Raw genomic sequence first — 13,634 nt, forward strand, 5'->3', positions numbered from 1 at the left:
CTCGACGGCCTCCCAGCACACTTCGAGGAACAGCCGTTCCTGCGGGTCGAGTTGGGCGGCCTCGTCCGCCGGGATGCCGAAGAAGGCGGCGTCGAAGGAGTCGACGTCGTCGACGAACCCGCCCCAGCGGGACAGGCCCGCATGCGCGTCCTGCGGCCACCGGCTCCCGGGCACCTCACCGATGCAGTCCCGGCCCGCCTTGAGGTTCTCCCAGAACTCGGCGACGTCGGCGGCCTTCGGGTAGCGCCCGGCGATGCCGACGATCGCGATGTCCCGACTGCCGGGCGTTTGGGGCCGCTCGGCCTGCGGAGCCTGCGGCTGCTGGGCGATCTGGCGCTCCCCCGGAACGGGAATCTGCACGGGCCGCTCACCGACGGTCGTTCCGGCCGCGCTCAGGTGGTCCGCCAGCGCCCCGACCGTCGCGTGCTCGAAGAGCAGCGTCGGCGACAGACGCGTGTCCAGGGCCTGCTCAAGGCGGCCGGCGACCTGGAGCAACTTGGCCGAGTCCAGGCCCATTTCGTAGTAGCTGATGGTCGTGGAGACCTCACCGGCGGACACGCCCAGCTGCTCGGCGATGACGGACGCGACCACCGCACCGACGGCGTCGGCAGAGGCCGACGGCGTCACGGGAGCCGTGAGCGGTGTAACGGGGGCGACCGGCGCCTCCGCGCCGCGGGCCGGGTCGATCAGGCCCGCGTGCCGCACCAGCTTGCTGCTGAAGTCGGCCAGTTCGCCGGTCTTGCGGCCCTCCGCGTCGAAGAACTCCATGGTGAAGCCGAGCAGTTCCTCGCTCTGCCGGACCGAGGACCTGCGGACGCGAGTGCGGCAGGCGCTGCCGAAGGCGGCGGACGCGCGGAACGAGCCGTAGTGGAGCGGCAGGAACAGCTTGGGGTCGCCGCCCTCCGCGTACGCCAGGGCGCCGCTCGCGCCGACGGCGCTGCCGTCGATGAGCGTGGGGTGGAAGAGTTCGCCGGCCGTGCCCCCGGCCACGCCGAGCCGCACCCAGATGTCCTGGGCGCCGACGGACACCGTGCCGTCGGCCTTCATGGGGCCGGAGTGGGCCACTTCCCGGGCCCGGTAGGCGCCGTACACCTCGTCGAGGCCGGTCACCCGCGCCCCGGGCTCAGCGTCGGCGGGAACGCGCTCGGCGAAGGAGACCGTGCTGGTGAGGCGGTGCATCTCGGCGGTGATGTACCGCTCCGCGTCGGCTCCGGTGACCTCGATGCGCCAGCCGTTCGCGGAGTGCTCGACGGCCTCGACACGGATGTCGACGGCGCTGTCCGCGTCCACGCTCAGCGGGCGGTAGATCGACAGGTCGCGCAGCTCCAGCGTGTCGTACGCGAAGCCGGACTCGGCGAAGCACCGGTACAGCAGGTCGATCCAGGCCAGGCCCGGCAGCAGCCGGCGGCCGTAGACGCGGTGGTGGTCCATGACCGGGTCACCGGCCGTGACGCGCCGGGTCCACACCTGGGTCCCGGCGGCTTCGACATGCGTGACCTGCGCGCCCGTGCGCACATCGGTCCGGGTCAGTTCCGGCATCGCGACGGGACCGCGCGTGGCCGGACCGGCGGGCGCGGGGCGGTGCTTGAGGACGACGTGTCCGTTGGTGCCGCCGTCGGCGAAGCTGCTCAGCGCCGCGTACGGCAGGGCCGCGTCCACCGCCTGCCGGGGGAAGGCGAGGTTGGCCGCGTCGAGGGAGAAGTGCTCCATGGGCTCCTGGCCCGAGCGGAACGGCACCATCCGCTGGTGGTGGACCATCAGCGCGACCTTGATGAAGGCGGCGATGCCCTCCGCACAGAGCGGATGCCCGATGTTGGGCTTCATGGAGCCCAGGTGCAGCGGCGCGGCGGTCGGCTCGCCGTCGCGGTACACCGCCTGGACGGCCTTCAGTTCGAGGAGGTCGGTCAGCTGCGAGCCCGAGCCGTTGACCTCCAGGTAGCGCACGTCCTGCGGCGCGCGGTCCGCCTGCCGCAGCGCGTCGCGCATGACCTGCTTCTGGGCCTGGAGGTTGGGGGTGGCGGGCCCGGCCGTACGGCCGTCGTTGTTGATGGCGATGCCGTCGACCACGGCGTACACCGTGTCGCCGTCCCGCTCCGCCTGCTCCAGCGGCTTCAGTACCACGACACCGCAGCCCTCGCCGAGGACCACTCCGGCGGCGCGGCGGTCGAAGACGTGGAAATCGCCCCGTTCCTGCAACAGGCCCCGGCGGCGGAAGAGTTCGTGGTCCTCGGAGTCCGTGAGCAGGCTGACGCCCGCCACCACCGCGAGGTCCACCGACCCGGCCGCCAGCGCGTCGGTGGCGAGCTTCATCGCCACCAGCGAGGAGGAGCAGGCCGTGTCCAGGACCATGGCCGGGCCGCGCCAGTTGAAGAACTGGGAGATGTTCGCGGCCAGGTAGTTCTGCCCGACCGTCATGATCGGGTTACGCGCCCCGGCCACCAGGTCGTTGTCGGCCCGGCCCCGGCCGCGTGCGCCGACGTACACGCCGGTGTTGCTGCCGTCGAGCTCGCCGAAGCGGTAGCCCGCGTGGTGGACCGCCTTGAGGCTCTCCTCAAGGAGCACCAGCGCCTGCGGGTCCATCGCCCGGACGTCCTCGGCGTGGAGCATGAAGTACCCGGCGTCGAACCCGTGGACGTCGTCGACGAGTCCGGCGGTGAAGTCGGTCGCCCGCCCCCAGCGGTCCTCGGGGACCGTACGGATGGCGGAGCGGCCCTGCGAGAGCAGGTCCCAGTACGCGTCGAGGTCGGGCGCGCCGGGCAGTCGGCAGGCCATGCCGATGACCGCGACGGGGCCGGCGGTGGGAGTGGCGGGCGCGGCCGGTGCCGTCACGGCCTCGGCCACCACGGCGACGGCCGGGGCGGGTGCGGCTACGGCCGGGACCGACGCGGGCGCCTCCTGCGGGAGCGGCGCGGGCCGCGCGGGGGCGAACTCGGCCGCGACCTCGGCCCCGTGCGCGCTGAGCAGCCATGCCGTCAGCTCGTGCAGGGTGGGGTGCTCCAGGAGCGTGGAGGGTTCGAGCGGCACGCCGAGGCGCTGCTTGATCCGCTGGAGGATCTGGGCGAGCAGGATGGAGTCGGCGCCGTAGTCCGCGTACGAGGTGCGCTCGTCCAGCACACTGGGCTTCAGCTTGAGTTCGGCCTCGAAGGTCTCGCTCAGGAACGCCATCAGACGCGGACCGGCGTCGGCACCGAGGCCAGACACGGGCGCGGCGGGGGGCACGGAGGCGGGCGCCATGGCGTCGGCACCGAGGCCGGACGCGGGCGCGGCGGGGGGCACGGAGGCGGGCGCCATGGCGTCGGCCGCCGGAGCCGTCTCCGCCGCCGTGCGCCGCTTCGGCCGCAGCAGCGCCGCCGCGTCGAAGCGTGCGGGGTCGACGTGCACCGGCATGACGACCGGGGCGTAGCGCGAGGTGAGGACCTCGTCGAGGAGGTCGAGCCCCTCATGGTCGGTGATGCTGAGCAGTCCGGTGTCGGTGTACGCCTGGTTCTTGACCTCGCCGAAGCCGGTCTCACGCCAGCTGGGCCACTGGACGCTGGTGATCGGCAGGGCGTGGGCGTGCGCCTGGGCGAAGTAGTCCAGGAACGCGTTGCCCATGGCGTAGTCGCTCTGGCCCGCGCCGAGCGCGGGGACGGCGGCGGAGACCGAGGAGAAGAGCACCACGAACCGGAGCGCCGTGGCGTCCAGGGCTGCCAGCAGGTTGCGGGTGCCCTCGATCTTCGGCGAGACCACACGTGCGATGCCCTCGACGGGCTTGCGGACGAACGCCGGGTTCTCGGTGTCGACCAGCCCGGCCGCGTGGATGACACCGGCGATCCGGCCCATCGTCGTCTCGATCGCCTCGATGCCGGCCGCGACCTCGTCGGCGCGGTCGAGCGGCAGCGCCAGGACGCGCACCTGCACGCCCCGCGCCTCCAGGTCGAGCACGGCACGGATCTTCGCGCGGACCGCCGGGGCGCACGCCTCGGGGTCGTTCCACAGATGGCGCGGGGGCAGCGGGTCCTTGCCGGTCAGCACCAGTCGGCGCACTCCGCGCCGCTCGACGAGGTGCCGGGCGCAGAGCAGGCCGAGGCCCCGGGTGCCGCCGGTCACCAGCAGCACCTCGTCCTCGGCGAGGTCCGCCCGTCCGGTGGTCTCGCGCGGGGCGAGGTCGTCGAGGGCGGGCGCGTGCCGGACACCGTCGCGGTGGCAGATCTCCGACTCGGCGCCGGGTCCGTCGAGTTCGCGCCGGACGACGGCGGCGAGCTCGGCGGCCCCCCGGGTCGCCGGGTCGAGGTCGAGGTGGCGGGAGGTGAGGCCGCCGTACTCGCTCTGGAGCACCCGGTACAGCCCGACCCGCGCCGCTCCCGCCAGGTCCTGCCGGGTCCGGGTGCGCCCGAACGATTCGAGGCCCTGGGTCACGTACAGCAGATCGATATCCCGCGACGACTTCGCCGCGAGGACGCTCTGGAGCAGCGCCAGGGACTGGCCCGACGGCTCCCGCTCGGTGATGCCGGTGAGGTCGACGAAGGCGGTGGCGCGCTCGATCCGCCCGGCGAGCCGCTGCTCGGCACCGGGGCCCGACTCCACCAGCGTCACCTCGTCGCACAGCCCGGCCAGTGCCGAGGCGAGCGGCGCGGTGGCGGCGTCGTGCAGGACGAGGGCGCTCACCCGGCGCGGGGCGGCCCCGTCGAGCGGGGCCGGGGTCCACCGCTTGGCGAGGAAGCGCACGTCGGCGCGCGGGGTGGCGGTCAGGCCCCGGCCGACACCGTCGGCCGTGCTCGCGGCCGACTCCGGCACCCAGTGGCGGTCGCGGGCGAACGGGTACGTCGGCGCGCTCACCCGGCGCGGCGCGTCCGCGCCGCTGTGCAGCTTCTGCCAGTCCAACGAAGCGCCCCGTACCCAGAGTTCCGCGAGCCGGGGGAGATCTCCGCGCTCGGCGAGCCGGTCGGTGGTCCGCGCGAGCTCCTCGGCCGGGATCAGCGACAGGGCTTCGCGTCCCGCCTTCACGCTGCCGTTGACCAGGCCCGCGACCTCGCCCTCGGCCGCCAGGTACCGCTCAAGGCGGTCGGCGAGCGAGGCGAACGAGTCGGCGACGACGGCGAGCCGGGCGTCCATCGCCTCGCGGCCGGTCTGCAGCGTGTACGCCAGATCAGCGGGCGCCACCGCGTCGGGGCCGTCCGCCGACTCCCGTACGAAGCGCAGCAGCCGGGCCGCGTAGGCGCGCAGCCGCTCCTCGTCCTTGGCCGACAGCGGGAACAGCAGCGGCTGCCCGGAGGCGGCACTGCCGGGGCGGCGGGCGGCACTGGCGGCACTACCCACGTACTCCTCCACCAGCAGATGAGCGTTGGAGCCGCCCGCGCCGAACGAGGAGATCCCGGCGAGCCGGGGACGGACCTCGCCGTCGACGACCGGGCGCTCCCACGCACGCAGTTCCTGGTTGACGACGAACGGCGTACCACTGAAGTCGATGTCGGGGTTGAGGGTGCGCGAGTGCAGGGAGGGCGCGATCTGGCCGTGCCGCAGCTGCAGCAGCACCTTGGTGAGCCCGGCGATCCCGGCGGCGCTCTCGCAGTGGCCGATGTTCGACTTGGCCGAGCCGAGGTGGCAGTACTGGGTGTCGGCGGACCCGGTCGCCGCGCCGAACGCCTGGCTGAGACCGGTGATCTCGATGGGGTCGCCGAGCTTGGTGCCGGTGCCGTGGGCCTCGATGTAGCTGATGGCGCGGGGGTCGACCCCGGCCTCGTCGAGCGCGTCGCTGATCGCGGCTTGCTGCGCCCGGGGGTTGGGCACGGTGTAGCCGTTGGTGCGGCCGCCGTGCGAGACGCCGCTGCCCTTGATGACGCCGTAGATGTGGTCGCCGTCGCGCTCGGCGTCGCGCAGCGGCTTCAGGAGCACGACTCCGACGCCCTCGCCGGGGATGTAGCCGTCGCCGCCGATGCCGAAGCTCTCGCAGTGGCCCTTGCTGGAGATGAACTGGCCCGCGCTCAGGCTCAGATACTTGTTGGGGTGGACGGTGACGTTGACGCCGCCCGCGAACGCCAGCTTGGTCCGGCCCTGGCGCAGGTCCCGGCAGGCCAGCTCGATCGCGGTGAGCGAGCTGGAGCACATGGTGTCCACGGTCATGCTCGGGCCGTGCAGGTTCATCACGAACGAGACGCGGTTGGCGACGCTCGCGTAGCTGCTGCCCAGCGCGTTGGGGTTGCCGCGCGGGGCGCCCCCGCCCGGGAAGAGCAGCTGGTACTGCCCCCACATCACGCCCGCGTACACACCGACCCGGCCGCCGAGACGGCGCAGCTGCTCGCGGGTGTGGCCGGCGTCTTCGAGCGCCGTCCAGGCGTGCTCCAGGAACAGCCGTTCCTGCGGGTCGAGGTAGTCGGCCTCGTGCGGGGAGATGTTGAAGAAGAGCGGGTCGAAGCGGTCGACCTCGGCGATGAAGCCGCCCCACTTGCTGTAGTGGCGGCCGGGTGCGGTCCGGTCCTCGCTGTAGTGGTCGCGCCAGTCCCAGCGGTCCCGCGGCACCTCCACGACGCAGTCGCGCCCGTCGCGCAGGTTGGCCCAGTACTCGGCGAGGTCACGCGCCTCGGGGTAGCGGCCGGAGATGCCGATGACGGCGATGTCGAGCGCGGAGGAGCGGGGCGCGGCGGGCTCGCTCACCTCCGCGCGGGGCGCGGGCAGCAGGTCGGCGGCCACGGCGCCGGTCGGCGCGACGGCGCCGGCCGCATCGGCCGCCTCGACGGTCCCGACTGCCTCCGCTGCCTCGGCGAACAGCGCCTCCAGCACCGCCCGGTGCCGCGCGACGAAGTATCCGCTCAGCTCGGCGAGCGTGTGGTACTCGAACAGGAGCGTCTTGGAGAGCGGGCCGAACGTGGCCTCAAGCCCCGCCGTCAGCTCGGTCGCCAGGATGGAGTCCATCCCGTACGCGCCGAGGAGTTCGTCCTCCTCGATCTCCCCCGCGGCCAGCCCGGTGAGCCGGCCGAGCGCCTCCTTCAGGAAGCGGACGGTCCGCGCGGTGAGCGTACGGTCGTCGACGGCGCGTGACTCAGCGACGGTGACCTCGGCGACGACGTCCATGGACTGCTGGGCGGCGGAACCCTTCTCCAAGTACGCCTGCAGCCGGGCCCGTTCGCCCGCGCCCACCACGATCTGCGGCTCGCCGGCCGCGAGCGCGCGGTGGAAGGCCTCGATGCCCGCCGACGTCGCCATGGGGACCATCCCGGCGCGCGTCCGCAGCGCGTCGCGGGTGGCCGCGTCGACGCCCATGCCGCCGCTCTCCCAGAGCGGCCAGCCGATGGCGACGCTCCGACCGGCGCGCTCGCCCGCGCGCACCACGGCGTCGCGGTGGCGGGCGAAGCGGTCGAGGAAGGCGTTGGCCACGGCGTAGTCGGCCTGTCCGACATTGCCGGTTGCGCCCATGATGGAGGAGAAGAGGACGAAGAAGTCGAGGTCCTCGTCCTTGGTCGCCTCGTCAAGGGCGACCGCCCCGGCGAGCTTGGGGCGCAGCACCCGGGCGAACTCCGCCGCGGACTTCTTCAGCAGGAAGTTGTCGTGCAGCACGCCCGCGCCGTGCACCACTCCGTGCACGGCCCCGTGGCGGCGTACGAGGTCGGCGACGAGTGCGGCGGTGCCGTCCGCGTCCGCCGCGTCGAGGACGTGGTACTCGACGCTCGCGCCGGTCTGCCGCAGCGCGTCGAGCCGGGCCCGCCGCCCCTCGTCCGGCTCGGCACGGCCGGTGAGGCACAGCACCGCGCCGCTCGCCCGGCGGGCGATCTCCTCGGCGAGGATCAGACCGAGGCCGCCCGCGCCCCCGGTGATGAGGTAGACACCGCCTTCGCGCCATACCAGCGGCCCGGCGTCCGGGAGTTCGCCCACCGGCTCCCAGCCGAGCACCTGGCGGCGCCCGCCTTCGCTGCGGACCTGCTGGTCCCGCGGGGCGCGCGCCCCCTCGGCAAGCGCCTCGGCGAGCTCCGCGGCCGGGGCGTCGGCGGGAACGGCGACGACCTGCCCGAGGAGCACCGGGTTCTCCAGATGCGCGCTCTTCAGCAGACCGGACAGGGCTTCGTACGCGTACGGTTCGCCGTCGGCGGGCACCAGCGCCTGCACCAGTACGGGAGCGGTCGGCCTGCCGAGGAGGATGCCCTTGACGGCGTGCAGCAGCTCGACGGCGTGAGCGGTGACGGCCGCCGGGGCGCCATCGCTCTCGGCCGTCTCCGGCGGGTCCAGGAACGTGATCTGCGGTGCCAGTCGGCGCAGCTCCGCGAGCCGCTCGCCGAATCCGCAGGCCAGCACGGTCTGGGCGGTGAGGGCGGCGGGCTCGACGCTCGCGGGGGCGGGCCGGTCGTGCCAGACGGGCCGGAACAGGGTAACCGGGGCCTCGGCCTGGCCGACGGCTCTCTCGCGCGTGGAGTAGCCGCGCAGGGTCGCGAAGATCCTGCCGTGCTCGTCGCACAGGTCCAGGTCCCACCGCCGCACCCCGGCGGTGCCGGCGGAGGCCGCGCGGATCCAGGCGTACGCGGTCACCGGGGTCGGGCCGTGCACCTCCAGCACGTCGAGCGCGAACGGCAGCGCCGCGCTCCAGGCCGCGCCCGTGCGGGCGTCGTGGATCTGCGGGGCGTAGACGGCCTGGAGGGCGCCGTCGAGGATGCCGGGGTGGAGCACGAAGCCGCGCCGGTCGTCGCCCAGCGCGTCCGGCAGGGTGAGCGCGGCCAGCATCTCGCCGTCGCCCAGGCGGACTTCGCGCAGGGAGCGGTGTGTGTCGCCGTAGTCGAGCCCGGCGCCGCGCAGGGCGGCGTAGCACTCCTCGCGGCCCAGCTTGGCCGTGCCCATCCGGGTCTTCAGCGAGGCCAGGTCGAGCGCGCCGGGCTCCTGGGCGCCCCCGCGCGAACCGGTGCCGCGCGAGTGCACGACGCCGTCGCGCCCCCCGGTGCCGATCTCGTACGTGAAGCGGCCCTCGCCTTCGTCCGTCAGGGCGGTGTACGCGGTGCGGGGCTCGTCGGCGACGACGAACGGCCGCTGCCACACCACATGGGCGAGCCGCACCGGGGCGTCCGTGTCGGCCGCGGTGGCACGGACCAGCGCCTCGCGGGCCATCTCCAGGTACGCGACGGCGGGGAGTACCTTCTCGCCGCGCACCCGGTGATCCCGCAGGTAGAAGTCCCGGCCGGAGAGGGTGGCACGGTATCGGGAGGGGTCGTCCGACACCGGGGCCCCGAGCAACGGGTGGGCCCGCAGCGGCGGTTCGGCCGCGGGGGCCGTGCCGGTCCCCGGCTCGTCGTCGAGCCAGTACCGCTTCTTGGCGAAGACGTGCGTGGGCAGCGGTACGCGCCGGGGCCTCGGCCCGTCCTCGTACAGCCGCTCCCAGTCGACGTCCGCGCCGCGCACCCAGGCGTCGGCCGGCAGCCCATGCCCGCGCCCGGCCGCGGGGGATTCGGCCGGGGCTCCGGCGCGCCGCCTGGCACTCCCCCGGTGGATGTCCACTCCGCCGCCATCTGCAAGGAAACGTTCCAGCAGAGCCGTGAGAGCGTCAGTGTCCGCCGCCACCAGTGCGAGGCGCTCGGTCAGGGCAGCACGGCCGGTCTGCGAGGTGTACGCCAGATCGGCGAGCCCGGCCGCGTCCGGCCGCTCCCGGCGGACGTGGTCGAGAAGGAGCTCCGCCTGCCGTACGAGCTGCGGCTCGCTCTCGGCCGACAGGACGACGAGGGAGGGACCGGCGGGCAGGTCGGACCTTCTGGCGGCGTCCTCGACGTACTCGGCCACGATCACATGCGCGTTGCTGCCGCCCGAGCCGAAGCTGCTGACTCCGGCGAGCCGCGCCCGGCCGCCCTGCGGCTCCCACTCGGTGAGCCGGTCGACCACCGAGAACGGTGAACCCGCCAGGCTGATCTGCGGGTTGAGCTCGGTGTAGTGGAGCGAGGCGGGCAGGGCGCCGTGCCGCATCGACAAGACGGTCTTGAGCAGGCCGGTGATGCCCGCGGCCGCTTCGAGGTGGCCGAGGTTGGTCTTCACCGAGCCGAGGCCGCACGGGGTGGCGCTCCCGGCGAACGCCCGGGTCAGGCCCTGGACTTCGATGGGGTCGCCGAGCGCGGTCCCGGTGCCGTGCACCTCCACATAACTGACGCCCGAGGGCTCCACGCCCGCGTCGGCCAGCGCGGCGGTGATCAGCCCGGCCTGCATCGCGGCGCTGGGCACGGTCAGACCGCCCGACTGGCCGCCGTGGTTGGTGGCGGTGCCCTTGATGACGGCGTGCACGTGGTCGCCGTCCGCGAGCGCCTTCGCCAGCGGCTTGAGCAGGACGACAGCGCCGCCCTCGGAGCGCACATAGCCGTTCGCGGACGCGTCGAACGTCTTGCACAGGCCGTCGGGCGACAGCATGCCCGCCTGGTGGTAGGCGACGCTGTTGGCCGGGTGGCACAGCACGTTGACGCCGCCGGCCAGCGCGGTCTCGCAGTCGCCCGCGCGCAGCGCCCGTACCGCCGAGTGCACGGCGACCAGCGAACTGGAACAGGCGGTGTCCACCTGGACGCTGGGGCCGCGCAGGTCGAAGAAGTACGACACGCGGTTGGCGATGATGGCCATGGACGTGGTCAGGCCGCTGTGGGCGCGCACCGGCAGCCGGCGGGTGTCCATGACGCGCTGGTAGTCGGAGCCGCTGGCGCCGATGAACACGCCCATCGGGGTGCCGGAGACGGCGCTCGCCGCGTATCCGGCGTCCTCCAGACAGGCCCAGCCGAGCTCCAGCATCCAGCGCTGCTGGGGGTCCATGCGCCGGGCTTCGTTGGGTGAGATGCGGAAGAGCCCGGGCTCGAAGCACTCCGCGTCCTGGACGAAGCCGCCGCGGTCGATGCCGGGGTGGGTGTCGGGGCCGATGCCGTCGGGCCACTGCCAGCGGCCGTCCGGGAGGGAGCCGACCGCCGAGCGCCCGTCCGCGAGGAGCTCCCACAGTGCGTTGTAGTCGTCGACGGCGCCGGGCAGCCGGCAGGCCATGCCGATGATCGCGACGTCACCCTCAGCGGCCTCGCGGACCGTCGGCACCGGCTCCTGGACGTCGGCGGATTCCACCGGCTCCGGCTCGTCGCCGCGCACGCCGTCGAGGAAGGAAATGATTTTGGCGCCGGTGTTGTACTCGAAGAAGAAGAGGGGTTCGAGCGAGATGCCGTAGCGGCCCTCGATTTTGTCCTGGAGGTCCAGGAGGCTGGCCGAGTCGAGGCCGAGCTCGAACAGCGGGCTGTCCAGGGACAGTTGCGCGTCTTCGGCGTCGGAGGTACCGCTGAGAAGCCCTTCGAGGAACGCCAGGATTTCTGCGGTCAATTCAGCTGTCGCGGGCACCGTGGTCGGGGAGTTCGTCTGCGATACAACGATCGCATCTCGTTCCAGCAGCTTCGCACGATCGAGCCGGGTGGCCAGATCGTATTCGACCAGAACACCGTTTCCACCGTTGACCAGATCGCCCGGCCGATAGCCGGGCACGAGGGAACGTATCTCAGCACCGTGCAGCTGATGCATGCGCAAAACGGTATCCAGGCAACGATCTTGCGAATTCTTTGCCTGGATGTAGTCCGCGAGCTCGATCCCGGGGTGCCGCTTGAAGTCCTTGCAACGGGTGACGCCGACGGCCGTGGCCACGCCTGCGACCTCGCCGCTCCACTCCAGCAGGTGTTCGAGCAGGGCATCACCATACCCGAAGCTCTGCTTCCGCGGATCGATGTTGAGGGACAGCACGTGGGCGACGGCCCCGTCGGCCCGGTGCAGCCGGTCGGCCGTGTCGAACCGTACGGAGCGCAGGGCGTTGGGGTCGGCGATGCGCTGGGAATAGATGACGCCCCAGACCGTGCCCTCGTCCTCGATGACGAATTGGCTCTGCGGGTTGACCGTCAGACGCCGCCGGATCACCCGTGCGGAGACCCTCAATTCCTCGGCCCAGCACATCTCTTCCAGCTCCATGAGCCGGGTGAGATCGGACAGCCGGGCACGACGAATGGTTCCCTTGTGCTCGCGAAGCATAGCTGTGGTGACCCGTCCCCCGAGTGCCGGGCACTTCACAGTGGCCGAACGACCGTAATTTCTGCTTGCGGCAAGTGCGGCAGCCGCAAAATATACACTCGATCGGGCGGTTGACCAGAACAGGTTGACCACCCGGTTCCGTATCTCACATGACGCCCCCGGACAACGTCAAGCGCCGCACGTCGAGGCCGCCCGGGCGGATGCCCGGGGCGCCAACCGCGGGCCCTAGGCTGAAGGATGGCCCCACCAAGAACTTGAATGCTGGACTTCACCCGAAGCGCGCACGAGGAGAAGGATCGACCGTGGCAGGATCGTCCATGAGCAGCCCCTGGATCCGGCGGTTCCACCCCGCTCCGCAGGCCGCCACCCGGCTCGTCTGCCTCCCGCATGCGGGCGGCTCGGCCACGTACTACTTCCGGGCCTCCCAGGCACTCTCGCCCGAGGTCGATGTGCTCGCGATCCAGTACCCCGGCCGCCAGGACCGGCTGGCCGAACCGTGCGTCAAGGACATCTCCGCGCTTGCCGACCGCATCGCCGAGGAGCTGGCCCCCTGGACGGACCGGCCGCTCACCCTCTTCGGCCACAGCATGGGCTCCGCGGTCGCGTACGAGGTCGCGCTGCGCCTGGAGCGGCGCGGCACCGTTCCGTTGGGCCTGTTCGCCTCGGGGCGCCGCGCTCCTTCTGTCGTACGTGACGGATATGTCCACCTCGGCAGCGACGAGGACCTGCTCGCCGAGCTGAAGCGGCTCAGCGGCACCGACGCGCAGGTGCTCGCCGACGAGGCGCTGCTGCGGATGGTCCTGCCGACGATGCGCAGCGACTACCACGCCATCGAGACCTACCGCGCCACCCCGGCCCCGCCGCTGAGCTGCCCGGTCGTCGCCCTGTCCGGCGACGACGACCCGGTGGCCGAACTCGACGAAGTCGCCCTGTGGGAGCGGCACACCTCGGCGTCCTTCCGGATGCGGGTGTTCGCGGGCGGCCACTTCTTCGTCGACGACCACCTCCCGGCCATCACCCGCGAGATCCGCGAGCACATCGCGACCGCGAACGCCCGCTGACCCGCTTCGGTGCGGGGCCGTCGAACCCCGGCGCCGACCGGCTCGTACACGTATGTCACGCTGACCCGGGCACGCAACCGAGGAGTGGACGACCGCATGGAGCCGCACGCATACGCAGCCTTCGACGCGGTCGGTCTGCGCGAGCTGATCCGTACGCGCGAAGTGAGCGCCGCCGAGGTGGAGGACGCCGCCCGGCGTGCGGTCGAGCGCGTGAACGCCGATCTCAACGCCCTGACCGGGCCGTTGTTCGACCCGGCCCCGGCGCATGAGCCGGACGGGCCGCTGGCCGGGGTGCCGTTCGTCATCAAGGACAGCGGCCCCTTCACCCAGGGCGTGCCGTTCACCCTGGGCAGCCGCAGTATCCGGGGCGCCTACGCCCTGGTCGACCACGATCTGATGGCCCGCTTCCGCACCGCCGGACTGGTCGCCCTCGGCCAGAGCACCACCCCCGAGTTCGGCCTCAACTTCGCCACCGAGTCGGTGCGCTACGGCGTCACCCGCAACCCGTGGGACCTGGAGCGGGGCGTGGGGGGGGGGGGGGGGGGGGGGGGGGGGGGGGGGGGGGGGGGGGGGGGGGGGGGGGGAGGGGGCGAGGGA

The 13,634-nt window shown here is 72.9% G+C and carries 3 protein-coding genes (1 of these 3 cut by a window edge); 2 read left to right on the top strand and 1 reads right to left on the bottom strand.

What is annotated here, in order from left to right:
- A protein-coding gene (locus ACZ499_RS25740; RefSeq protein WP_468678288.1) for an SDR family NAD(P)-dependent oxidoreductase crosses the window boundary here: on the bottom strand, positions 1–11,976 show its 5' portion. Its footprint begins 2,037 nt before the window's first position; 11,976 of the gene's 14,013 nt are visible here — the first part of the coding sequence; the start codon lies at positions 11,974–11,976; its stop codon lies beyond the left edge, outside the window.
- A 317-nt stretch (positions 11,977–12,293) separates the two neighbouring features.
- Between ACZ499_RS25740 and ACZ499_RS25745 the strand changes: the two genes are divergently transcribed.
- Positions 12,294–13,037 (top strand): thioesterase II family protein, encoded by a 744-nt coding sequence (locus ACZ499_RS25745; RefSeq protein ID WP_468678290.1) that lies wholly within the window; start codon positions 12,294–12,296, stop codon positions 13,035–13,037.
- A gap of 96 nt (positions 13,038–13,133) precedes the next feature.
- Positions 13,134–13,634: amidase family protein (locus tag ACZ499_RS25750; protein WP_468678292.1), on the top strand; the 501-nt coding region annotated here is incomplete at its 3' end.

The sequence above is a fragment of the Streptomyces sp. NPDC031265 genome (assembly GCF_055570295.1).

Bases quoted from the DNA above. Each gene is read 5' to 3' on its own strand.
- ACZ499_RS25745 (WP_468678290.1), top strand. From the start codon at position 12,294: ATGAGCAGCCCCTGGATCCGGCGGTTCCACCCCGCTCCGCAGGCCGCC.